This is a genomic window from Staphylococcus sp. GDB20D11A, from assembly GCF_016893255.1.
In the GTDB taxonomy this organism is placed as follows: Bacteria; Bacillota; Bacilli; order Staphylococcales; family Staphylococcaceae; genus Staphylococcus; species Staphylococcus aureus.
Map to the genome: position 1 here is coordinate 16,269 of NZ_JAFEPJ010000044.1, position 22,944 is coordinate 39,212.

The following is a 22,944-nucleotide window of genomic DNA, read 5'->3' on the forward strand; positions in this document are numbered from 1 at the left end:
ACGGCTTTTTATTTTCTATCCACTAAAACCATGATAAAAGCCAATTAATGATTTTTTTAAATAACTCAACAATAGCGTCCCATATCCTCTGTAAGAAGTTACGGTTTTCTTCTGTATTTAGTTCTTTAGCCTTATCAAGTAAATTTCCTGCTTTGTCTTTAATATTGCTTGCTAAATCTTTTGCTTGTTTTTCATATGCTTTAGGGTCTTTGTTTAATATTTCTGAATTAGAAACATTAACCATGATATTATTAACCACATTAATTTGATTATCACTTAAAATCTTATTCAAGCCGTTCTCTTTAAGAACATCATTAACAATCTTATTAATATCTTCATGAGTTAAATGCTTTCCGTCTTGCTTTTCACTCGCTATTTCTTTCTTCATTTCAGCAATAGCATTATTTAATGCCTCATCTGAATAACCTTTTTGTCCTTTGTTCTGCTCACTAATTGAAGCTAGGTCATTCATTTCTTTATTAGCGTTTTGTACATCATCTTTATTTAAACTATTGCCATTTTCTTCATAAGCCTTATATATACCTGTTAAAGCTCCCTCGCCTGTTACTTTATCGATCGAAGCAACTTTGATTTCAGAATCTTGTATACCTGCTGTAATTGCCGCATTTGTATACTGCTCTTTTGTAATTCTAGTGATGTTTTCTGGCGTTTCTATATCAACTGTTACGCCCTTTTTAAACTTCTTTGGTGTGATAGTTGCACTAGAATGAATGAAGCTTAAATTGTTATTTCCAGTATATTTAGCAACATCATTAGTTGTTATAGAAATTTCTTTATAATCATCATTAACATCAAGCTTCTTCTTAGTTTCTTCCAGCTGTTGACTGTTCAAGTCTGCACCTTTAATGAAGATATCTTCATTAAGCTTGTTACTATCTGCAAATGCTATACCACCAGTGTTTAACAATAAAATAGACGCAATTGTTCCAGTTGCTATTAATTTCTTGTTCATTTTAATATCCTCCTCAATGTCATAGTTAACCTTACCAATTTATCCATATACACTGTATACTGGCAGATTAGTATACTTTTATTTTAGTATACTAATCTACTACTAAACTTGTATATTAGTTTAGTAGTAGATTAGTTTCTTTCGGATAAATATTTCTTGATTGCCAAATCAGCCATTTTTTGCATTGTTGTATTATCCTTCAACGCTGCTAATTTTAATTCTCCATGAATTTGTGGATCTATTTTAACTAATTTAAAATCATCTTTCTTTTTAATGTTGCTATCAAACGGTGTCCTTTTTATTTCATTGCCTCGCTCTTTTTTTTCATTATATTGATCTAAATTACTAGTCATTAAAAAGCACCTCTTTCTTCTAATCTATCTAACAATTCCCAGAATATATTTTTATATTTCTTCAAAGTTTTTTTATCATATGGCTTGTTTTCAGATATTCCTTGCGAACCCCAAGTCATAACACGTTTTGACCTCTTTACTACATTATGGAAAACAATATCATTATATTCATCACGATATTTCTTTTCGTATAGATTGTTTGTTTTATTATTGTCTTCAGTCAAATAAATTAGTATACCTAATACATCTAATTTACTATTATATCGCTTCATTTGAGACAGATAAAACATGTAATCCATAGAATTATCATAACAATCTTCTTCTGATTCGACGGGTATTATCACATAATCACTAGCAACTATACAATTATGAGTTAATGATGTCGTTGTCGGTACAGAATCAAAGAATATAAAATCATATTCTTTTTTTAAATTTTCTATCAAACTTCGATAAAGATAAAACTCATCTTTAACATTTAATGATCTTCTGGAAAACCTGTCAAACCAAGCTAAATCCCAATCACCTTTAACAATATCTATATTATTACTTAATGATGATATAGACTCATTTAGCGATCCTTTTTTAATTCCTTCCATAAAACTTAACTTCGCTTCTTTCTGGGTGCTAAAATTTTTGCTCAACTTTTTAGTTAAAGTTCTTTGCGGATCGGTATCTATGAATAAAATCTTCAAATCATATCTATCGGATACATATCCAATAAGATTAGAGAGCGTCGATTTACCAACTCCTCCTTTAAACATATTTATCGTCAAAACAACAGCTTCATCTTTATTTTTAACTTTATCTAATAATTCGGTCTCCTTATCACTAGTTTCCCAAAAGTCTTTTAACGAATCCACTACAATCACCTCTTTTTAGTTGATGATTATATTTTATCACACAGTTTACAATTAAACAAGTATACTACTTTATTATTAAACTAAAAAACAAGTATACTTGATTAGTGAATAGATTGATTATATAATTAACAAAAATAGTTCTTATCAGATTAAGAAAACTAAAAATGCAAACCACCTTACTAAAAGCGTTTGCATTTCTTTCAAATAGTGTTAGTATATAGTTAATAAAATTAAAGAACGTAGAAATAAGACACCTAGCGTCAGATATTGCCGGCAAAACAATATCTAACCGTCTAACCGATATCGAGACTATCGGCTAAACACTTTAAGGTGCCCTAAATCTATTATATTAGTGTAATGTAAAAAAATCATCCTCTTAAACTAAAGAGGTTATTACCAATAGTATAATAGAGATGAGCACATGAGTAAAGTATAAAAACTCTTTTAAAGTACAAGTCGGTAAGCAGCTACCGGTTTGTACTTTTTTCTATGTTAGAAGAAAGAGGTTTTTATCATGCCTAGAAAAAATATTAAAAATCAAGCTAGTCAAAATTTTTATATGCTACATAAAGCATTGTTTGTTAATGAAAAATATAAAAAATTAAGTGATAGCGCCAAAGTCGCTTATGCAATTCTCAATGATAGAGTTAGTTTATCCATTAAAAATAACTGGATTGATGATAACGGAGATATATATTTTATTTTCACAAATGAAAATCTACAAAAAGTCTTAGGAAAAAGTAAAAATACAATAACTAAAATAAAAAAAGAACTACAAGAAGTTGGTTTATTAGAGCAAGTAAGAGTTGGATTTAATCAACCAAATAAACTATACCTACACGAAATTGAAACAAACATAAGTGTTGAAAAAGAAATACAAAATGCTAGTTTAAATGAGCAAAAAAACAGCGATGATGCGGACTCCCATTTTTTGGGAGTCCGGAGTCCAAAAAAATGGGAGTCCAGAGTCCAAAAAAATGGGAGTCCAGAGTCCCAAAAATTAGACCCTAATTATACTGATATTAATTATACTGATATTAATTATACTGATATTAATGATATGAATGATATGCGTGATAATAATATAAAGAGTAATAAAAAAAATACACATACAAATCATACAAATCATGATTCACTAAATTTTGATGAAGAAGCTTTAAAATTCACAGAACTTCAAGAATTTCCTGAACAATCAAAACAATACCTTAATAATTTTTCTTATAGAGAACTCAAAATAGTTAAAGAAATTATTTTAAAAGCAAAGAAATCCTTTAATACCGAACACAACACAACTTATATGCTAGAAGATATTGATTATGACCTTGTAAATGTGCTAAAACGCTTTAAATCAAAAGTTTACATAAAGAACGAAAGTATAGAAAGGATGCAAGGTTATTTGATGAAATGTATAAAAATGGAACTTGAAGAATTACATTCTTTAAATATGCGAAAAAAGAATTTTAAAAATAGTTCTTGGAGTATTTTTAGCCAAATTGATTAGTATTACAAATATACTTTTTGTAAAAATGAAAGGAGGGGTAAATATGCGAAATATAAACTATGTAGGCGGAATGACAAAAGAAAATTTCAAAGGTTTTGTCATTTTAATGCTCGTTTTCTTGTATGTTTTAGCTGCTTTACTTAATTTAACAGGCTATTTCTGGGGATATGTTTTTATGCCTGTATTTGCTATATGGAGTGTATACATGATGCTATTTAGAGGTTATTTTATTCCGGTTGTCAAAATACTTTTTATCATCATTATAACTACAATCAAAATAGTGTTTATGATTGTAGTTATAATGGCAATAGCATCTTCATTGTCTGATAGAAAACATTAAAATAATTTAGGGTGTAAATATATTAAAAAATATTTCGGATTAAAAAGAAATATAGTAAAATAAAAATGTGGAACATTTGAAATTGTTACACATTTAATCTCTGTGGTCTATTGGGATATTTAAATATTTTGATAAAAATAAATTAAGCACTTGTGATCTTGTTAATCCGTGTTTTTGGGCTGCCGTCTCTATTTTTTCATTACTTGAAGAACTAATTGTATAAGTTGCTTGTATAGTATTATAGTTTTTTTTACCGTAATCATCGTAACTGCTAAAATCAATATTGCTTAAATCGGTTTCTTGAATGATTTTTTCAACAAAATCTGAATTATTCAGATCGTTTATTGCACTCGTTATTTTTATTAACTGTTTTGTATTAGATTTGATCCTAAAAACACGTGGATATTTTTGCATTTTTTATCATAACTCCTTGCTTAAAAGATTAAGTAATGCTATAATTAGAGTAACCATTAATGGTTACGTGTACTTTGATAATTACATATGCGTGCCCCTGTATTATAAGGAATTCAATACAGATAAGGTATACGGCTATTGGTTAAACGGGTAATCCTAAACCTGTGAATTTCATTCTTATTAAACTATTCTAATTAAACACTGTTTTGTGTATAAACTGGGAGGGGAAGTCCCGATGAACCAGATGAAACAAATACAGCCTGAATAGCGCGAGCGGGAAGACGAAAGAACCGCAAGGGTCGGGCAGTGAAAAGTGCTGACAAGCCGAACCCATATTTGATAATTTATATATTTCAAACACAACATCAAGAGATACTACATAATGATACTAACTTTTACTCATGGAGGTGTTTTTATGCTTTGTTATAATAAAAATAAACGTTTTGATTTTATAGCCTTTTACTTTTTGGCTGATGAAATACGTACGTTTGATGGTAAAACTTATCGAATCAAAGGTATGCGTTGTCAAAGAATTGATCATAAACGTTTGGATATAAACGAGAGAAAAACACTACGTCATTTGTCAGAAGTTATTTATAAAACTAAAACAGTATTTAACGACAATTACGGGTTGATTGCTTACCGTAAAAAAATAACTCAAGAGCTAAAAAGTGTTAAAAATATTAGTATAAGCAAAAGTGTTTGATAGGTATTTGTTAATTTTAATAAGAGTGAAATTTTACTTAGCGCATAATTTATCAACTGTCTGATAAGGACAGAATAATTAAATTGGTGTTAGATAGCCTACAGGCACATATATGTAATTATCAAAGAGCTGAAATAATATTTTTACGAGGACTTTAAATAAAAGTCCTTTTTTAGTATAAAACAAAACCTGAAAAAGGATAAGGTGTTTTACCTAAGTTTTTATTTTTTGAGTAAAAGAAAGGATAAATTATTATGTCAAAAATTACACAAAATGATTTAAATCAATTAAAAAAGCAAGTGACAGAAATAATGAAAGTAAAGGGAGAAACACATAACGAATGGCTGTATAACCAATATCAAAATTATTTGTCAGAAAATACCGATGTTGTTATGGAAGCCTTACGTTATTATTCTGAAAATAAAAATAATACAACGTGGGAGGAGTAAGACATGTTTAATGGACTTAACGAAAAAATTGTAGCCCTTATTAACGACGCTCAACCACTTATCATTACATTATTAGCACTTTCGATATTTGTTTCGGGTGCTGTAATGATGTTTGGTGATACTGGTGTACGATGGGCAAAGAGAACGTTGATAGGTGCGATAATTGGTGCCGTATTATCTGGTGGGGCGCTTGTTTATGCACGTTCATTTAAAAAAATAGTTAATGTCAGCGGAATATTTCCATCAGCGACAGAAACTAAGTTTGCAGTTATAGATACATTACAAATAATTTTTATGTAAACGGACAAATTAACGATTTGTTCGTTTTCTTTTTTAAAGGAGAGATAAAACTTGTTGAGAATAAAAACTAAATCCTTTCACATAAAAAATCAAAGTGATTTTTCATTGGAAGAAATGATGTCCTATACAGAAGATATGGAAGCAGGAAAGTTTCCAGAAACACCAGATAAATTCGAGTATGTAATGTATGATGAACAAACGTATGAGGACATTTTAGAGTCAACATACAAAGTAAATAACGGTTATAGTAACATACAACAACAAATTTATACATTGCTTAAATCAGCAACACCTGATACAGATGAGTTGAAAAGTCTGAAGCGACAGTACTTAGTTGATCTACAGAAAGTTGGTAAGTCATATCGTGACAAAAAGGTTGCTATGAATAAAAAGAAAAACAATGCAGATAATACAAAATTTCAATACCAAAGACAAAATACTAAAAATACAACTAAGAAAAAAGAAATACTTGAAAAGTTAAAGGGCAAGCGTGGTTTAATGTTTTTGGGACTGATAGTTTTTGTGGTTTTGTTAGTATATATGCTTGTTGTTACAGATCCGAACAAAAAAGGTGTATCTGACACTGCGACAAAAGAAGAAATATACCAACAAGCCCTTTTGGGAGAAGAAGAAAAAGCCATTGCTAACTTTGCTAAATTAGACCAAGAGACATTAACAAAAAAAGACAAACAAATATATGCGCAACTATTAGCTCAAAAAGAAGAGTACGATAAGGCGGTTAAGTTGTCTGACGCAAAATTTGTAGAAGCGTATTTAATTAGCCGAGATTATTATAGTGCCTTAGAAGAATTTAACAAGAAATATCCAACTAATAATGGGAAATTTGATTTAGCTATACACCAGAATAAATTTTCTGATGCCATTAACTATAGTCAAGGTATAGATAAAACAAACAATAGAAAAAAACAACTGGTAAAAGCGTATATAGAGACAGATAATTTAAATAAGGCAAAAGAACTAGCAGCAACAACAGAAGACAAAGAAGTTACAAAAATAATTGCAGAGGCACAAAACAAACGCTTGAAAGGGCTAGAAGAAGCCGTTAAGAACAAAGAAGAAGATTTAAAGAAAGCGAAAGATAAAAAAGAAAAGAAATCTGACATTGAAAATAAAGAAAAAGCGCTTAAAGAAGCAAACGAGAATTTGGAAAAATTCAAAAAAGAACTTAAATAAACAGAGGTGAAACAATGCTAAATGAGTTTAAATTTATAGGACGTATTGCTAGAGACTTAGAACTAACAACTAAAGAGAATATGCAAGCAAGATGCAACTTCGCACTAGCAGTAAATAATGCATATGGCACTGACTTTTTAAACATAACGGCTTTTGATAAAACGGCAGAAAACTTAGTGAAATATAATCAAAAAGGTGACATGGTCTATGTGGAAGGTTATGTAAGTACGAATAAAAAAAGTGTTGATGGTGTTGATAAGTATTATATGAACCTTATTGCTAATCGTATTGTGTATCTTAGCAATAAAAAAGTAGAAGAATCAGAAAATGAAATAGAGCATGACAAAGAAAATTTAGATGACTTAACATCTGACGATAAACAAAATACAGAAGTGAATGAAAATAACACAACCTTCCAGAAAGCAAAAGGCTTTGTTACTGAAGATTTGCCATTTTAAGAGGTGATTTTATAATGATGTTTGGTTCAAAAGACAAACACGGCTATAGAAGGAAAAAGTTATCTTTTTCTCAAAATAAACATTTGCTTGCGCACCCATTAATATTAATAAGCATATTATTAATAATGATGTTGTTGGCTACTACGGTTGCAAATTTTTTGATTAACGTCCTAATGACAGTGTTTTTTGGAAATTATGATGTTTTCACAAATATGAAGCAACTGAACACGAAATATACGGATTATATATTTAGCTTTCGTTCAGATGCGCTGTTGTTGTATATACCGATTTGGGCGCTCGTCTTTTTTTTCTTCGGAAAAAAAGTATATCAATTTAGACAGCGTTTCAAATCACTAAATAATAACGAAAAAGCGTCAGGGCGATTTGCTACACGAAAGGAAATTACGCAACAGTATAAAGCTATACCACAAAGAGAACATGCATTTGAAGGTGAAGGTGGTTTGCCTGTCGCAATGTTCGGTGTATATGACTTTGTGACTAAAACGAAGCAATATTTAGAGCAAAGAAAAGCTGCTATCAGAGAAATCAATGGAATTACTGATTTGACAGCTGATGAAAAAGCAGCATTACGAAAAGATAAATTAGGAAAAATGAATAAAGAATTCGCTACTACATTTTTCTTAAAGCGTGAATTTACATTTATTGATGAGTCACCAACCAATAATTTGATTGTGGGTACATCTCGTTCTGGTAAGGGTGAAATTGTTGTTTTGTCAATGATAGAAAACTATTCAAGATCTTCAGAACAACCATCATTAATTGTGAATGACATGAAGGGAGAACTTTTTTCTGCTTCGTATAAAACGTTGGAAAATAGAGGGTACCAAGTTGAGATATTTAATTTGGACCAACCTATGGAATCAACAATGAGCTTCAACCCCCTGCAACAAGTTATTGATGAATATATGAAAGGCGATTTGGGAGAAGCGCAAGAGATGACAAAACAAATTACATATACGTTAACCAATAACGAAGGTGTAGAGGACAACGAATGGAACTTAATGGCTGGTGCATTGATTAACGCTATGATACTTGCGCTATGTGAAGAAACCTTACCCAAGAATCCAGAAAAAGTTACGCTTTATAGTGTGTCTAATATGTTACAAACATTAAGTACAAAAAAGTTTTATAAAGAAATTAACATTGGCAATAAAGTTCAATTAATTGAGGTTTCGGCATTAGATGAATATATGGAAAGGTTCCCTAGCCATAGTCCAGCTAAAACGCAATATGCGACAGTTCAAGCTGCACCAGATAAAATGCGTTCATCTATCATTGGTACGGCCTTAAAGGCATTACAACCATTTACAACTGACACCATAGCCAAATTAACAAGTCACACCTCTTTTGATATTAATAAATTAGGATTTCCAAGTATTATTGATGGTTACGCAACCAAAGATAGTACATTTGAATTGGGTGTACAAGTTTTAAGAGATGGTGAAAACGGCATTGAATATGAGGAAGTAGAAGGCATTCAAATAGGTGTAAATGAATATGGGTATTGGCAATATCCGTTCAAAACAGTACTCAAAATTGGGGATAGAATAGAAACAATAGAGAAAGATGAAAATAACCAAGTTATCACAAGTTATTTTTATGTAGAACGCATAGATGATAAAGGACTAGTCACATTTAATCAAAAAGGTGAATTGGATAACTCAGATATTACGATAAGAAAGTTTAATAGTTTTCCAAAACCAATAGCAGTATTTATGGTTGTACCAGATTATAACAATGCCAACCATGGTATAGCGTCTATACTCGTTAACCAAATTGTTTTTGAGATTTCGAAAAATTCTCAGCTATATACGGAAAATCAATCAACGTATCGACGCGTTATTTTCCACCTTGATGAAGCAGGTAACATGCCTCCGATTCCAAATTTATCTCAAAAAGTGAACGTTTCTCTTTCAAGAGGATTACGTTTTAATTTCTTTGTTCAAGCATTTTCTCAATTTAAAGATAAATACGGTGATGCATATGATGCGATTATGGACGCTTGTCAAAATAAGGTGTATATCATGGCTACACAAGAACAGACATTAAAAGATTTTAGCGCAATGATTGGAAGTCAACAAATCACAGTGCATAGTCGTTCAGGTGAAACAGGTGCAATCAAGTCAAGCATTACTGAGAATCAAGAAGAAAGACCGTTACTACGACCAGATGAATTAGCGCGCTTACAAGAAGGTGAGACAGTCGTTGTTAGAAACTTGAAACGACAAGATAAAAAACGAAACAAAGTAATGTCTTATCCAATTTTCAACGACGGCAAGTATGCAATGAAATATCGTTATCAGTACTTATCAGATTTAATGGATACAAGCCAAAGCATTATCCATTTTAGACCTATGTTAAAAGCGCGATGCGAGCATAGGCATTTACAACTTGAAGCGACATTAGTTGACTGGGATAAACTTATTGAAGAAATGCAAGAAGGGATAGATAACCAAAAGGAACAAGAAGAAAATAAGAACGTTAATGACATTAATCAATACAAAAAAAGCAATGAAGAAGGCAATGTTGCGGTACGAGTTAAACGTTTAGAAACCTTGAAAGAAAAGGTAGGCGACGTTGTTTTTGACAAAATTACAAGACGTTTTGAAAGGTACTTAAGAACATATGCAGAACAAGGTAAAAATGTTAATACCATAACACAGAAAAAATTAGAAGAGCTGGTCTTAGCAGATAACGAGGTAAAAGAAGAAGAAAAGACTAAGCGTATTGAAATGATTCAAAAATTGATCAAGGAGGCAAAGACAACATGAAAAATATAGTTGGATTTGTGTTTTTTCTAAGCGTGATATTGCTTTTGTCGGGTTGTTCAAAATCTGGAATAGAAGAAATATCACCTAAGGAAGCACATGATAAATTAAAAAATCCTAAGAATGAATATATTATCGCAATTAGTGACTTGAGTAGGGCCGGCGACGAACATATTTATAATTCTAAAAAGATTCTAGAAAAAGTGGCAGAAGAAAAAGGTATTAAAATTTATTACACAATTTACAATGTCAACAACGATAAGCATCAAAAAGATTGGAATGAGAATGGGGAGTTTTTAGGTGATACTTCACAATTATATTTCGCAAAAAAAGGCAAGAAAATAGATGATATGGATTATCAAGATTTAGCAGTGAAAGACACGTCTAACATTGAGATGGCAGTTGCAAAATTAAATAAGTTCATTGAAGAAATAGAAAAGAGGTAGTTAAGATGAGAGATGGTGCAACACAGAAGGTATTAGAAAAATATCAAGATGTTTTACAAATGTCTGAAATTGTACCTAACATGTTACGCTCGATAGGTTGGTACTTCTTGCATTTTCTTGTTTGGATTACTGATTTAGTTTCAAATCTTACTATTCAAGTTTTGACGCTTTTTGGATTACTTACACAAGACAGTATTAGTAAATTAATTCTTGAAGCAAAACCAGTATTAATTTCCGTATTGGCGCTAGCCATCATTTATATAGGTATCAAATTAATGTTAGGAAGGCCAATTAATAAAGCTGATATTTTTGCTACATTGGTTGTTGCAGTTTTGTTTTTAGGTAGTGTGAATATAGGTTTACAAAAAGGATCTGAATTAACAAAAGAAGCAAGTAAAGCTATAGAAAATTTTGATCCAGATAGTAAAAAACAAACAGACGGTACTAAAGTGGGTTCTTCGATGCTTGCTAAAAGTATTGTAGATGTCCAGTTGATGGCAGAAAAAGGGTTTCCAGATGTTAAAACGACAAGAAACAATCAAAAATATAACAACCTTAATGCAAGTACAATTAAGCATATCAATATTAATCAAGAATTAGAGGAAAAAGAAGTTAAAAAGAAAGAGTCTAAAGAGATACTTAAGAAAAAGTTAGTCGTCGATGAAGCAGGTCGACAAAAAGTTGAAGATTTGGACAAAAACTGGTTTGGCCTAGGTGACGAAAAATATTATCGTTTTCATGTGAAGTGGTTTACTGCTGCTGTGGGGCTTATTTGTTTAGCTTTGGGTCACTTTTTAGCTGCATTACGTGTCGCAAGTATCGCATTAGAGATAATAGTAAACAAAATTTTAGCTATTTTCTTTTCACATGCACTACAAGGGGAACGCCTTAAATCAACAATTATCGATATTTTAAATGGCTTTGTAAGTATTATTATGATTTTCTTCTGTTTGTTCTTATACAAAGAAGTTGTTAGTTTCTTAAATGACAAGCCGACAGGTATATGGTTGGTAGGACTGATTGCTGCGACATGGTTTATGATAGATGGTCCAAAATCCATTGAGCGTAAATTTGGTTATGATGCGGGTCTTAGATCACCGTTTTACACAATGGCTGGTATGTATGGAATGGGTAAGGCGGCAACTGCGCTAGCAGCAAATACGGCTAGTGGAACAAGTAGCATGATTAAGGCAGTGAGAGATGACTTTTCTAAATCAAAAACAAACGACGTTGAAAATAACAATAAGGAACAACAGTCTAAGTTGGAACAACTCAATAAGTCATCGAATAATCAAAATACAGACAAGCAACAAAATGTTAAAGATAATCAGAATATAGATAGCAATAGTCAAGTTAACGATAGGCAAAACAACACAGAATCTAACAGTAGCCACAACGGTCAATCTAACAGCAATAGACAGTCTCTTGACGAAGAGATGAAAAATTCTAATTACGGAAATAATACATTCAAAGGTGTTGGCGAAAGTCATTCGCAATTATGGGCAAACAGAGCGCCAGACGGAGGCCGCAAGAAAGAAACGCTTAATGATGTTATCAAACGAGCACAAGGAGAAAAAGCTAACACACCAAAGACTAATCAACTTAATACCAATACACCTAAAGCTAATTCATACAATACTAACGCTATGAATGCGCCGAAAGCGCAACGAAAAATCACTGACAATGGGTTTTCAAAGCAACAAAACACAAGCCAAAATAACCCATCTCCAAAAAGTTATAAAGATGTACAGAATGTGAAGCCGGTACAAACGAATAAACATATAAACAAAGCAACACCAAAACCACAGATGAATAAACCTATTAATAAAAATAGTCCTAAAAATATAAAACCAAAACGTTAGGAGGTCTTTGATGTCCAATAGAATACCAGAAAATACAAACGTAGAAGCTAAAATTACGCGTTGGCTCTATATGAAAGACGTTATGACGTTTTTAATAGTATTTGTTGGGAGTTATATTCTTCAGGCAATTCGGATTGTACCCGAAAGTGCGACTTTGTATATGAATATCTTACAAGTTATTGTCATATTGGCTTTAATAATACGTCCGTTTGCAACAAATCCTAAACGTAGAAGTCTAAGGGTTTTTTGGATTACTGTAAGAAAAGATAGAAACGTTTATGCAGAAATTCCATATCAAATGATTGAAAAAAACAAGGAGGTCACAAATCATGGCAATGTTCAAAACGCCACAAGAAACTACAAAGACTTCCTCTAATAAAACTTTATTTAAGGAGGCATCATCAGAAAAAGATGATGCTTCTTCTTTGTTTGGTAAGGTTGTTGAGGAAGAAAAGACGGAAACATCTTCCAAAAAAGATGGCTCAACTTCTATTTTTGGAGATATTAACGAAACCAAAGTTAAAAGAAAGAAGACACGTAAAAAAATAGTTAAAAACAAAGACAAGCCTATAAAGCTTTTTAAGCCTCATAGAGCGTCGAAAACCTTTTTGGATATATCAAACATCGTCAGAAGAACAGACGAGCGTACAGGAGGCCTATATGTACTTAGAGATGGCACATATATGAAGTTCTTTCAAGTAAATCCAAAAGATATTATGAGCAGAAATTCACATGAGCAATTATATGATATGGGTGTGCTTCTTAACATGCTTAAAACCTATAACAAAGACAATAAGATTATTGCGTTAAATATGCCGATAGATACAGAAACGCAAAGAAGCCATTTAATCAGAAAATATGAGAAAGAAGAAGTAGGTATATACAGGTACTTCTTAGAACAGAGGATAAAAAAACTGGAATATTTAGAACAGTCATCAAGAATGGAACGCTCTTTTTTAGCAATGTTATTTGGCAAAACAGCACAAGAACTTAATGTAAATATTCAAACATATAAAAAGTCAATGGCTAGAGGTTTTCCAATTAAAACATTGACGAAGGAACAAGAAATAAAAATACTTTATAAATTAAATAATCAATGCGAAGAAATTAAGTAATACTGAAGGAGGTTTTACTATGAGCAGTGTGTATAGCAGATGGAGAGAACGAAGGAAAGTGAAAAAGGCGATTGATAGCGCCACATTATCACAATCTGAATTTGATATTGAATTACTCTCTCAGATACAACCAAGGGGAGGCGTTAATTTTAAAAATGACTTCTATGTAAGAAAAGGCACAGGATATGAAACTTGTATAACTATATATGAGACGCCAACTGATGTAGAAGATTTTTGGCTAGGACAAATCATGACTATGGATAATACCATTATTTCAATGGACATGAGGACAAAAACAAAAGAAGAAATCAAGAACAATTTAAAAACAGGTATGACAGAATATTTGGATCGTATGCATAATGATAGAGATGTTGTTTCAAGAACTGAAGCTGAAGAATCGTATCAAGAACTAAATACATTATTAAGAAACGTTCGAAATGGTGGAGAGTCGATAAAAGAAGTGGTCATAAGGCTATATGTGAGTGGAAGGACAAAAGACGAAGTCGACGAAAAACTAAATGAAATTTTTGTTTTTCTCAATGCCATGGACTTTAAAGGCACTGTTTATCTTAATGAACAAAAATTTGAAAGTCAGGCACTTACGATGAGCTTAACACAACAAGAATCTATACTACCAAGAATAAAAAAAGATATACCGTCACAAACAATAGCAATAGGTGTGCCGTTTCATTCAGTATCACTAAATGATGAACACGGCGTGTATTTTGGAGAATCGGATACGGGAGGCAATATTCTGCTGGATTTGTTCTATAAAGACAGTAGACGTACCTCGTATGATGGTGTTTTTGTAGGCGCTAAAGGTGCGGGGAAATCTCACGCACTTAAGAAGATATTATTAGAAGAGGCGATACAAGGTCACAGAATGAGAACCATTGATTCTACAGGGGAATTTGTAAATTTGGTAGATGTTCTAGGAGGGAAGACCATATCTTTAGATGGTACAGACGGCATGATAAATCCGCTAGAAGTAAACGCAGTAGCTGTAAGAGAAAAAGTTGATGATTTAGGTAAAAACGTTCAAGAAATTGATGAAGTCACGTCTTTTAATCAGCATAAACATAAACTAAGTACATTTTATGGATTGATGAATCCAGATGCCAAAGCCAAAGATAAGCAGCTTTTCAGAATCGTTATTGATCAATTTTATAAAGATATTGGCTTATGGAGTGCTAACCCTGATAAGCAAACTAATATCACTAACTTAAATCCTGAAGACTACCCTACTTTTTCAGAGTTGTTACAGTACTTACGCGAATTAGTATATGAAGATCAAGCGTTTAAAAATGTGAGACCAAATATTTCAGAGGATAGGTTGAAGCAATATCAATCAATAGAGTTAACACTTCAAGATATTATTTCATCTAATGGCGCAATGTTTGATGGCCATACAACGATTGAAAACTTTAAGCAGTACTCTATTATTAACTTTTCTATTAGACAATTAAATGCTATGGGTGATGAGGTTAAAAAGGCACAATTATTTAATGTAATGAACTTGTTGTTTGATGAAATGGTTTACTTTGGTTCTCCTCAATTCCAAGCTTATAACAGACGCGAATTAAAATTAGAGGATGCGGTAAGGTATAGATTGATTTTTGATGAAGCACATAATCTAATTTCTGCGAGTGAAACAGATGCGCCTGTAGTTGAAAAATGTGAGAAGTTTATTAGAGAAGATAGAAAGTATTTTGCTGGATTTATATTTGCTTCTCAAGATATCAAAGACTTTATCCCAGAGGATTCACAAGAACAGAATGTCGCGAAGGTAAAGACATTATTTTCTCAAACAACGTATAGGTTTATTATGCGACAAGACACTTCAAATGTTGAAAAATTAGGTAATGTATTTTCGCAAGAGTTGAGCGATTCTGAGTTAGGTGTAATCCCTCAGTTGGGAACAGGAGAAGTTATTTTAAATATTGCGGGTGTCAACAATGTAAAATTTAAAATTGATATTAGCGAAGAAGAGAATGACTTGTTTGGTGGAGGTGCGTAACTTTGAAAAAGCGCACGATAGCAAAAAGAGCAGCTAAACAAGCCGTAAAATTTATTGCGCATAAAGCGAATATTGCTTTATGGAAAGTATGGCTATTATTGGGTGCTGTATTATTTTCTGTTTTATTAACAGTAGTTATTGTTGGAACAATTGTAACGGCAGTTAAAGTAGAAAAGAACAAACAGGAACAAGCGTCAGCATCGACAAAAGGGTGTGAAGTTGTAGGAGGTAACCTTAAAGAAGGAGGGTTACAAACGTTTGAAAAAAACGCTAAAGGTGGAGCGTTAGAAGGCAAGTCAGAAAAAATTGTTGAAATTGCTAAAAAGAATAAAATATCACCTTCGCTTTTTATGGCGATTATAGCTTCTGAATCTGGATGGGGAAAAGGTGCAAATGCGACAAGGCAAAATAACCCACTATCTGTAATGGGTAACAAATCAATTCAAGATTCAACCTATAAAACTATAGAAGAAGGATTAGAAGATGGCGCAAGAAATTTATATGACTTATACATCTCTAAAGGGTTAACAACACCTGAAAAAATAGGGCCTAAATATGCACCTGTGGGTGCTGCAAATGATCCTAGTAACATGAATGCACGTTGGGTTCCAACAGTAAAAAGTAATATGAAATCATTAGGAGAAGTAGAAAAAGGCGGTGCAACAGTTAGTTGTGACAACGATATACCAGCTGGAGAATCTATTGAAAAATTAAAGAAAGTGATTGAAAAACATGGTGGGAAGTTACCAAAATACGGAAAGAAAACATTTGAACCAAACACGTATGCTTATCACCAATGTACATGGTATGTCTATAACCGTAGAAAAGAATTAGGTTTGCCTGTGGAGTTGTCTTTTGGCAATGGTGGTGATTGGGCAGATAGAGCAAAAGCACAAGGATATAAAACAGGAAAAACCCCTAAAGTGGGTGCTATGATATCTTGGCCATACAATTCAAAAGCATTTGGTTCAACGCCATATGGACACATCGCTTTTGTTGAAGAGGTTAAGAAAAACGGAGAAATAAGAGTAAGTGAATATAACATTATTCCTTTTACTTATGGAGAAAGAACCTTCAAATTAGACGGTGATGAAACATTTATATATTAGAATATTAGAGGTGAAAAAATGTCGAAAAATAGAAAGCATGTGAATATAAAAAACAAACTGTTTGGCTCTGTAATTATATTGTTATCCTTAATAGGACTTATAGTTTATTTTGTTTTTCAAAGTCAAAATGAATTGAATAAAACTGTAGAAACTCAAAACAAAACTATTAAGAATTTACAAAAAGATAATGAAGAAAAACAAAAGTTAATCGAGAGACTGGATAATAAAAACGTTGTTAAGGAAGAAGAAGAACTTAGGGGGAAAGCAGAAGAATTTGTGAAGGTATTATATGTGACAAGTACTAAAACAGATGATAAAAAAAGGTATGAAAAAGCAAAAGAATTAATGGATAAATCACTTGCTGATCAGTACTTTGGAGAAACAAGACGCTCCCCTATTAAATACGAAACAGATATACAAGATGTTAAAATTTATAATGAAAGATATTCTCCTGAAAAGAAAGAATATCATATGTATTTGACATTAACTCAAGCTATAAAAGGAAGTTCGGACGGTATAGACAAAAGAAAAATTGCTTCGGAATTAACGCTTAAACAAGAAGGTAATAACATTTGGAAAGTAAGCAAATTTAAACAATTTGATGAAGAAAAAATAGAAGAAAATAAATAAAGAGGTGGTATTTTGAAAGAGTTATTCAGAACTTTTATACCTGGTAAAACTTCTATAAGAAACAAAGGCAGTTGGCTATTCTATATGCTAACTGTCTTTGTTGTAGGTTCATTTATACTTATCTTAGGTAGTCGTTTTTTTACAGAAGACCCAGTAACTAATGTGCATACGCCTATAAAAAAATGGCAAAATACATCTACTTCTGGAAGCGTGAGAATTAATCAATGGACATGGAACAAAGAGAAAAAAACAATGGATTTTGTTATTGAATATAAACAAGAATTAGGAAAAGATGTTGTTCAAAATGTTCAATATAAAATAATACCTAACGCGACGCCCGATAGTGAAAGTAAGTATAAAATTATAAACCAAATGGATAACAAACAAGCAATTAGAGTATATGATATCAAACCTAATTTTGAAGTTTTAGTAGTCAAAATATTAAATAAGGATAAAGATTCTGATAATGAAGAGGAGATATTAAAAGTATTTGGTAATGAAAAAAATGTATCAATAGAACAGAAAAAAGCATTGCCAACAAAAGAAGATTATCAGTTATCTTTTATCAAAGATGATATTGAGATTAATAAACAAAATTTAAAAACTAAGGGAAAAGAAAAGGAGAATTTAAAGAAAAAAATAGAAGAATTGAACACAGATATTAATTTATTAGATGCTAAAAAAACATATCAAATTTCAGATGAAAAAGAAGAAACAAACAATCAAATAGAAGCCAAAAAATCTGAAATAAAAGAGAAAGAAAATGAAATAAATAATGTAGAAGAAGCTGAGAAAAAGCTACAAGAAAAAATCGATTTGTTGAATAAAAAATATAGAGCAACAAACAAAATAAGCTGAAAAACAAGTGTCACAAAAATAAGACAAAATCTACATGTTGTGTCACAAAACTGTGACAAACACAATATATAGTGTCACAAAACTGTGACAATAGGTGTTTTTATGATATCACTGTGAAATACCCTAAAACTCTTGGAATGTCTGGCTTTGCCAGACCTATCATTGTTCAATGATAGCAAATTCCCCTTATGCTCTTACGGGGTAACAGGCGTTTTATAGATTTTTAGCTACTTTTTATAGGAGGTTATCAAAATTATGCCCACAAAAGATATTTTTATTAGGAACGTTAATATAGAAACATTGGATAGGATTGACCGATTGGCAAAACAAAAAAATATATCAAGAAACGATTTTTTATTAGATATAATAGAAAAGGTTGACCCGCTAGAATGTTATAGAAATTTGTATGCTGAACAATCACACCAACAAGCACAAAACACAAAAGTTTTAAAAGAGTTAGCAGATAAAGTAGACAGAGTTTATAACATCATTAATGATTTAGAATATTAAGTTAATGCGTAGGTGAAATGATGCCAAAGATTGTAACAGTATCTCAGTTTGAACAACCAAATGAATTTTATGAATATAGCAATTATGTTAATTATATGAAACGTGGAGAAGCGCAAAATAATAAAGATGATTTTAAATATGATGTTTATGCACACTACATGTTTGACGAAGAAAAAAGTCAAAACATGTTTAATGAATATGATAACTTTATGTCGAAAAAAGCAATAAATAAAATTAAAGATGATTTTAGCCATGCACAAAAAAATAAAGGTTTGATGTGGAAAGATGTTATAAGTTTTGACAATTCAGCATTAGAAAGTGTAGGTATCTATGATTCAAAAACACATAACTTAGATGAACAAAGAATTAAAGAAGCCACACGAAAAATGATGAAAAGATTTGAAAAAAAAGAAGGGCTTGAAGACAATTTAGTTTGGTCTGGCGCAATTCACTATAACACGGATAACATACATGTTCATGTTGCAGCAGTCGAAAAAGTAATTAAACGTACTCGGGGAAAAAGGAAGCCAGCAACACTAAAACATATGAAATCTACCTTTGCCAATGAGCTTTTTGATATAAAGGGAGAACGTCAAAAAATAAATGAATTTATACGCGAAAGAATAGTTAAAGGTATCCGTGATGAATCTGAAGAATATAAAGACAAATCCATGAAAAAACAAATAAAAAAAGTGCATAAGTTATTGGAAGATATCCCAAAGAATCAGTGGCATTATAACAATAATATTATGAAACATATCAGACCAGAAATAGACAAAATAACAGATATCTATATAAAAAATTATCATAGTAAAGATTTTGATGTTTTTAAAAATGATTTAAAAAGACAAACGATTTTATACAAAGAAACTTACGGTGAAAATTCTAATTATGGCTCATATGAAAAAACAAAAATGAAAGATTTATATGCCCGTTCGGGCAATACAATATTAAAGAACATCAAAGAATTAGATCAAGATTTAATGAAAGTAAAGAAACAATCAACACATTCAAAACCGAATGCAACTATAACAAAATTAAAAATAGGAAAGTGTCTTAATCAAGCACTATATAGAACAAAATATGCCTTACGCAGTGACTATGATAAAGAAAGAAATATACAGCAATACTATCAAGAATTTGATAAGCAATCATATAGAGAAAGGTAGTTAAATGATATGTCTAAAATCCAACAACGCATAAGAATTGAAGAAAAGCATATGGATTTATTAACAAAAATCCAAAGAGAAAACGACTTTAAAAATAGCGGTGAAGCTATTGAATATATTATTAGTGAATATCTAATGTTGAAAGAAAAATTTGATGAAACATCAGAGTTAATAAGCAATCTGAAGAAAATAACATTAATCATGAATCAAAATTCAAAGGATATTAAAACACTGGTTGAATTTGCGAATACTACCGCATATTTAGAAGGTTTTGACGAAAACAGAAGCGCACATAGCGAACCTACAAGTTGGTTAGAAAGTGCGAAAAAAGATGTTGAAAAGCAAATAGAAGAAAAAAGAATTAGAAAGATGACTAATAAAAATAGGAGGGGTTAAGCGTGGAAAATAATTTTTTAATTAGTGATGCCGAACCAGCAACTTTTGTAAAATTGGTTGGTAATATTATAACGGTAGAAACAGAAGAGTTTGAATATGACTTCAGACTTACAGATGCACAATTAGAACAATGTTATCAAAAACTAAGCAAGGATAATGAGCTTAATTTTATTATAAATCCAGATAAAGGAATTATCATTATTGACAATGATTATGACGTCACACAACAAAGTGAAATAGACAATATCGAAGATTATTTTTTTGCCATTGAAGATATGCCGATAACATCAAAAGCCTGTGAAATTATCAAGTTATTTAGCATTAAAGGAAAGCATTATGCAGAAATAGAAACAGAAGATAATGAACAGCTAACTTTATTTATTAGAGAAGATGTTTATCAAGTTATTAAAGATACGTTAAAAAGTTTGGAAGTAACAGATGAAATAGACAAAGTATATTTTTCATATAGCCCTGAATTTCATAAAATAATTTTGAACGATATGTCTGATTTTGATGAAGGTGATTTACAGTTGGGGAATATGATGTTTGGAGATGATGAACAATGAAAAAGACTGAGTTAAACCGTTTTATTGAAGAAACTTCAGAACAAGCTTTAAAAAAATTGGAAGAATTTTTTTATTCTCCGGACAGCGTAAAAGAATATATAAGCTTTCTTTCTCAATTCTATAATTATTCCCCTAGAAACCAATTATTGATTGCTAATCAATATAAAGGCGCAAAAGCAATAGCACCTTATAAAAAGTGGCAATCATTAGGCGCACAAGTACAAAAGGGGGAAAAAGCTATAAAGATACTTGTACCGTCTGAAAGGAAAACCTTTGTAAGAGATATAGATAATAAAAAATCTGTTTTGCCAATAAAGGAAGCAACAAAAGAAGAGAAAGCACTTATGAAGAAAGGCGAAATTAAAATAAATAAGCAACTGGTTTTTGTAAAAGGCAATGTATTTGATATTCGACAAACAGACATGCCTGAGGATAAATACCCTCAAATGATTCAACAATTGCGTGGTGAAGTAACTGACTATGATAAGAAAATGCAGAGCCTGAACGCTATTGCTGAAGCTTACAATATAGACGTAAAAGAAAGCGAGGATAGCATACAAGGCGCAAGAGGATACTATACAGAAACGTCAACTGGAGATAAAAACATCGTTTTAAATAAAGATAATGAACAAGCAGAAAACACAAGAACGATGATACATGAATTAAGTCATGCGCTTTTACATGGAAAGGATAGAATAATTGAAACACCAACAACTTTGGGAATGAAAGAAGAAGAGTTTCAAGCTGAAATGACAGCGCTAATTGTAGGTAGTTATATGGGATTAGATAATATAGATGATTCAATACAGTATATTTATGGATATGCAAAAAATTTGTCTGGCGAAGATAAAATGATGTTGATGAAAAATGTTCAAAAAGTATCTAGTGACATGATAAAAGCGATTAACAATAAAGACGCTAATGATATTTATTTAGAAGTTAATAAACGTCCAAATGAAGTTATGGTCAAACCAAATAGAACCAAAAACAATACATTTCTTAGAAACGATCAGCTATATACCATACAAGACGCTAATTATTTTTCTAAAGAAATGTATAGTCAATTTACACCTACGTTAGCGCATCAAGAAAATAACAAAACAAACATTATACAAGGTATACCATTTAGCTATGCACCTCAACAAACGATGTTAGAACAACCAACCTTTTATGAGTACGTCAAAACATATATTGTACCCCAAGATCCAAGTTGTAAATCTAAAGTAGATAAAGCTATTGAGAAAGACTCGCAGTCTATTAAACATGCGCAAAACAAAAAAGTGATTGATATTTATACTTCTGACAATCAGATAGAGCGCTAAAAATAAAGGAGGCTATAAATGATGAATCAAAATGAACAGGGTAAAATTTATCAAACATACTTATTGAAAGAATTTTTTTCGGATAAACCGCTATTCAATGTTGAAGCTCTGACAGAAAGAGAACGAAATGATTTACAACATTTAAAAGAAAACCTAAATCCTAACATCAAAGCAGTGATTGAAGAGAGTGTAGCAAATGTTATTTCGCCTTTTTATGAGTTAGATAAGGCTACTAAAGGTTTACGAGAAGTAGAAAATCAAATGAAAAATGTAGAAGATATTGAAACAAAAGATTACGCATTTTCAAAATACGAAGATATCATTTATCAAAAATCAAACCAAAACAAAGAAAACTTTAACTATATTAATCAACGTTTTCAAATAGCTAAAATCGAACATACAGAGCCAATGGAAACACAATTAAACAAATGTGAAATCACAAGCTTTGAAGATGGAAAAATAGAACTTGAAGTTGCAAATCAGCTTTATCAAGTCACTATACCCCATGAGTCATATTTAAAAGTAGTGGAGGCACCGAATAGATACGATTTCATGCTAGATAAATCAACAGGAAACATCATATACAAAGAAAAGACAGAAACTATAG

At 31.3% G+C, this 22,944-nt stretch carries 26 protein-coding genes; 22 read left to right on the plus strand and 4 right to left on the minus strand.

From position 1 onward, the window contains the following. Positions 1–22: 22 nt before the first annotated feature. From JV528_RS14410 to JV528_RS14420, 3 genes are all read right to left on the minus strand, one after another. Positions 23–973: a DUF1002 domain-containing protein gene (locus JV528_RS14410; RefSeq protein WP_204254878.1), complete on the minus strand. Its 951-nt coding sequence runs from the start codon at positions 971–973 to the stop codon at positions 23–25. A 131-nt stretch (positions 974–1,104) separates the two neighbouring features. Beyond that, on the minus strand, positions 1,105–1,326 hold the full coding sequence (locus JV528_RS14415) for a hypothetical protein (RefSeq protein ID WP_204254879.1): 222 nt from the start codon (positions 1,324–1,326) through the stop codon (positions 1,105–1,107). Then, positions 1,326–2,186: a ParA family protein gene (locus JV528_RS14420; RefSeq protein ID WP_260049521.1), complete on the minus strand. Its 861-nt coding sequence runs from the start codon at positions 2,184–2,186 to the stop codon at positions 1,326–1,328. Before JV528_RS14420 ends, JV528_RS14415 begins: the two co-directional genes overlap by 1 nt. 514 nt (positions 2,187–2,700) lie before the next feature. On the opposite strand from JV528_RS14420, the gene JV528_RS14425 reads away from it, so the two are divergent. Then, positions 2,701–3,687, plus strand: coding sequence for a replication initiator protein A (locus tag JV528_RS14425; protein WP_204254880.1), 987 nt, complete (start codon positions 2,701–2,703; stop codon positions 3,685–3,687). 43 nt (positions 3,688–3,730) lie between these two features. Further along, positions 3,731–4,027: a hypothetical protein gene (locus JV528_RS14430; RefSeq protein ID WP_204254881.1), complete on the plus strand. Its 297-nt coding sequence runs from the start codon at positions 3,731–3,733 to the stop codon at positions 4,025–4,027. 93 nt (positions 4,028–4,120) lie between these two features. On the opposite strand, the gene JV528_RS14435 is transcribed toward JV528_RS14430, so the two are convergent. Then, a complete protein-coding gene (locus JV528_RS14435) occupies positions 4,121–4,441 on the minus strand; it encodes a hypothetical protein (RefSeq protein WP_204254882.1) in 321 nt (106 codons plus the stop codon). 382 nt (positions 4,442–4,823) lie between these two features. Between JV528_RS14435 and JV528_RS14440 the strand changes: the two genes are divergently transcribed. The 20 genes from JV528_RS14440 to JV528_RS14535 all read left to right on the plus strand — a co-directional run. Beyond that, complete coding sequence (locus tag JV528_RS14440; protein ID WP_239477195.1) at positions 4,824–5,147, plus strand: hypothetical protein; 324 nt, start codon at positions 4,824–4,826, stop codon at positions 5,145–5,147. A 254-nt stretch (positions 5,148–5,401) separates the two neighbouring features. Then, positions 5,402–5,596, plus strand: coding sequence for a hypothetical protein (locus tag JV528_RS14445; RefSeq protein ID WP_204254883.1), 195 nt, complete (start codon positions 5,402–5,404; stop codon positions 5,594–5,596). 3 nt (positions 5,597–5,599) lie between these two features. After that, complete coding sequence (locus tag JV528_RS14450) at positions 5,600–5,896, plus strand: hypothetical protein (RefSeq protein ID WP_204254884.1); 297 nt, start codon at positions 5,600–5,602, stop codon at positions 5,894–5,896. A gap of 51 nt (positions 5,897–5,947) precedes the next feature. After that, positions 5,948–7,090: a hypothetical protein gene (locus JV528_RS14455; protein ID WP_204254885.1), complete on the plus strand. Its 1,143-nt coding sequence runs from the start codon at positions 5,948–5,950 to the stop codon at positions 7,088–7,090. Positions 7,091–7,104: 14 nt separating this feature from the next. After that, positions 7,105–7,548 (plus strand): single-stranded DNA-binding protein, encoded by a 444-nt coding sequence (locus JV528_RS14460; RefSeq protein ID WP_204254886.1) that lies wholly within the window; start codon positions 7,105–7,107, stop codon positions 7,546–7,548. 14 nt (positions 7,549–7,562) lie between these two features. Further along, a complete protein-coding gene (locus JV528_RS14465) occupies positions 7,563–10,340 on the plus strand; it encodes a VirD4-like conjugal transfer protein, CD1115 family (protein ID WP_204254887.1) in 2,778 nt (925 codons plus the stop codon). Beyond that, a complete protein-coding gene (locus tag JV528_RS14470) occupies positions 10,337–10,783 on the plus strand; it encodes a hypothetical protein (protein ID WP_204254888.1) in 447 nt (148 codons plus the stop codon). The genes JV528_RS14465 and JV528_RS14470 overlap by 4 nt, the downstream gene beginning before the upstream one ends. A gap of 5 nt (positions 10,784–10,788) precedes the next feature. After that, entirely contained in the window at positions 10,789–12,645 is a 1,857-nt protein-coding gene (locus tag JV528_RS14475) for a pLS20_p028 family conjugation system transmembrane protein (RefSeq protein WP_204254889.1), read from the plus strand. A gap of 10 nt (positions 12,646–12,655) precedes the next feature. Next, a complete protein-coding gene (locus tag JV528_RS14480) occupies positions 12,656–13,021 on the plus strand; it encodes a DUF5592 family protein (protein ID WP_204254890.1) in 366 nt (121 codons plus the stop codon). Beyond that, positions 12,975–13,760, plus strand: coding sequence for a hypothetical protein (locus JV528_RS14485; RefSeq protein WP_204254891.1), 786 nt, complete (start codon positions 12,975–12,977; stop codon positions 13,758–13,760). Before JV528_RS14480 ends, JV528_RS14485 begins: the two co-directional genes overlap by 47 nt. Before the next feature lie 19 nt (positions 13,761–13,779). Then, the gene (locus JV528_RS14490; protein WP_204254892.1) at positions 13,780–15,777 is read left to right on the plus strand and encodes a VirB4 family type IV secretion system protein; all 1,998 of its coding nucleotides are present in this window, start codon (positions 13,780–13,782) and stop codon (positions 15,775–15,777) included. Positions 15,778–15,779: 2 nt separating this feature from the next. After that, complete coding sequence (locus tag JV528_RS14495; protein ID WP_204254893.1) at positions 15,780–16,886, plus strand: CHAP domain-containing protein; 1,107 nt, start codon at positions 15,780–15,782, stop codon at positions 16,884–16,886. Between the two features lie 18 nt (positions 16,887–16,904). Continuing rightward, positions 16,905–17,516 carry a hypothetical protein gene (locus tag JV528_RS14500; RefSeq protein WP_204254894.1) on the plus strand — a complete coding sequence of 204 codons (612 nt, stop codon included), beginning with the start codon at positions 16,905–16,907 and terminating at the stop codon, positions 17,514–17,516. A gap of 12 nt (positions 17,517–17,528) precedes the next feature. Continuing rightward, on the plus strand, positions 17,529–18,374 hold the full coding sequence (locus tag JV528_RS14505) for a coiled-coil domain-containing protein (RefSeq protein ID WP_204254895.1): 846 nt from the start codon (positions 17,529–17,531) through the stop codon (positions 18,372–18,374). A gap of 255 nt (positions 18,375–18,629) precedes the next feature. Further along, positions 18,630–18,884, plus strand: a complete 255-nt coding sequence (locus JV528_RS14510; RefSeq protein ID WP_204254896.1) for a hypothetical protein — start codon at positions 18,630–18,632, stop codon at positions 18,882–18,884. Between the two features lie 17 nt (positions 18,885–18,901). Continuing rightward, entirely contained in the window at positions 18,902–20,053 is a 1,152-nt protein-coding gene (gene mobP2, locus JV528_RS14515; RefSeq protein WP_239475525.1) for a MobP2 family relaxase, read from the plus strand. A gap of 9 nt (positions 20,054–20,062) precedes the next feature. Beyond that, a complete protein-coding gene (locus tag JV528_RS14520) occupies positions 20,063–20,449 on the plus strand; it encodes a hypothetical protein (RefSeq protein ID WP_204254897.1) in 387 nt (128 codons plus the stop codon). 2 nt (positions 20,450–20,451) lie between these two features. Then, positions 20,452–21,015 carry a hypothetical protein gene (locus JV528_RS14525; protein WP_204254898.1) on the plus strand — a complete coding sequence of 188 codons (564 nt, stop codon included), beginning with the start codon at positions 20,452–20,454 and terminating at the stop codon, positions 21,013–21,015. Further along, the gene (locus tag JV528_RS14530) at positions 21,012–22,337 is read left to right on the plus strand and encodes an ArdC-like ssDNA-binding domain-containing protein (RefSeq protein ID WP_204254899.1); all 1,326 of its coding nucleotides are present in this window, start codon (positions 21,012–21,014) and stop codon (positions 22,335–22,337) included. The genes JV528_RS14525 and JV528_RS14530 overlap by 4 nt, the downstream gene beginning before the upstream one ends. A 21-nt stretch (positions 22,338–22,358) precedes the next feature. Continuing rightward, positions 22,359–22,944, plus strand: a 586-nt coding sequence (locus tag JV528_RS14535) for a hypothetical protein (protein ID WP_239477197.1), incomplete at its 3' end; no start/stop codon positions are given.

Coding starts and splice junctions, on each gene's coding strand:
- JV528_RS14410 (WP_204254878.1), bottom strand. CDS start 973: ATGAACAAGAAATTAATAGCAACTGGAACAATTGCGTCTATTTTATTG.
- JV528_RS14415 (WP_204254879.1), bottom strand. CDS start 1,326: ATGACTAGTAATTTAGATCAATATAATGAAAAAAAAGAGCGAGGCAAT.
- JV528_RS14425 (WP_204254880.1), top strand. CDS start 2,701: ATGCCTAGAAAAAATATTAAAAATCAAGCTAGTCAAAATTTTTATATG.
- JV528_RS14430 (WP_204254881.1), top strand. CDS start 3,731: ATGCGAAATATAAACTATGTAGGCGGAATGACAAAAGAAAATTTCAAA.
- JV528_RS14435 (WP_204254882.1), bottom strand. CDS start 4,441: ATGCAAAAATATCCACGTGTTTTTAGGATCAAATCTAATACAAAACAG.
- JV528_RS14440 (WP_239477195.1), top strand. CDS start 4,824: ATGATACTAACTTTTACTCATGGAGGTGTTTTTATGCTTTGTTATAAT.
- JV528_RS14445 (WP_204254883.1), top strand. CDS start 5,402: ATGTCAAAAATTACACAAAATGATTTAAATCAATTAAAAAAGCAAGTG.
- JV528_RS14450 (WP_204254884.1), top strand. CDS start 5,600: ATGTTTAATGGACTTAACGAAAAAATTGTAGCCCTTATTAACGACGCT.
- JV528_RS14460 (WP_204254886.1), top strand. CDS start 7,105: ATGCTAAATGAGTTTAAATTTATAGGACGTATTGCTAGAGACTTAGAA.
- JV528_RS14465 (WP_204254887.1), top strand. CDS start 7,563: ATGATGTTTGGTTCAAAAGACAAACACGGCTATAGAAGGAAAAAGTTA.
- JV528_RS14470 (WP_204254888.1), top strand. CDS start 10,337: ATGAAAAATATAGTTGGATTTGTGTTTTTTCTAAGCGTGATATTGCTT.
- JV528_RS14475 (WP_204254889.1), top strand. CDS start 10,789: ATGAGAGATGGTGCAACACAGAAGGTATTAGAAAAATATCAAGATGTT.
- JV528_RS14480 (WP_204254890.1), top strand. CDS start 12,656: ATGTCCAATAGAATACCAGAAAATACAAACGTAGAAGCTAAAATTACG.
- JV528_RS14485 (WP_204254891.1), top strand. CDS start 12,975: ATGGCAATGTTCAAAACGCCACAAGAAACTACAAAGACTTCCTCTAAT.
- JV528_RS14490 (WP_204254892.1), top strand. CDS start 13,780: ATGAGCAGTGTGTATAGCAGATGGAGAGAACGAAGGAAAGTGAAAAAG.
- JV528_RS14500 (WP_204254894.1), top strand. CDS start 16,905: ATGTCGAAAAATAGAAAGCATGTGAATATAAAAAACAAACTGTTTGGC.
- JV528_RS14510 (WP_204254896.1), top strand. CDS start 18,630: ATGCCCACAAAAGATATTTTTATTAGGAACGTTAATATAGAAACATTG.
- mobP2 (WP_239475525.1), top strand. CDS start 18,902: ATGATGCCAAAGATTGTAACAGTATCTCAGTTTGAACAACCAAATGAA.
- JV528_RS14520 (WP_204254897.1), top strand. CDS start 20,063: ATGTCTAAAATCCAACAACGCATAAGAATTGAAGAAAAGCATATGGAT.
- JV528_RS14530 (WP_204254899.1), top strand. CDS start 21,012: ATGAAAAAGACTGAGTTAAACCGTTTTATTGAAGAAACTTCAGAACAA.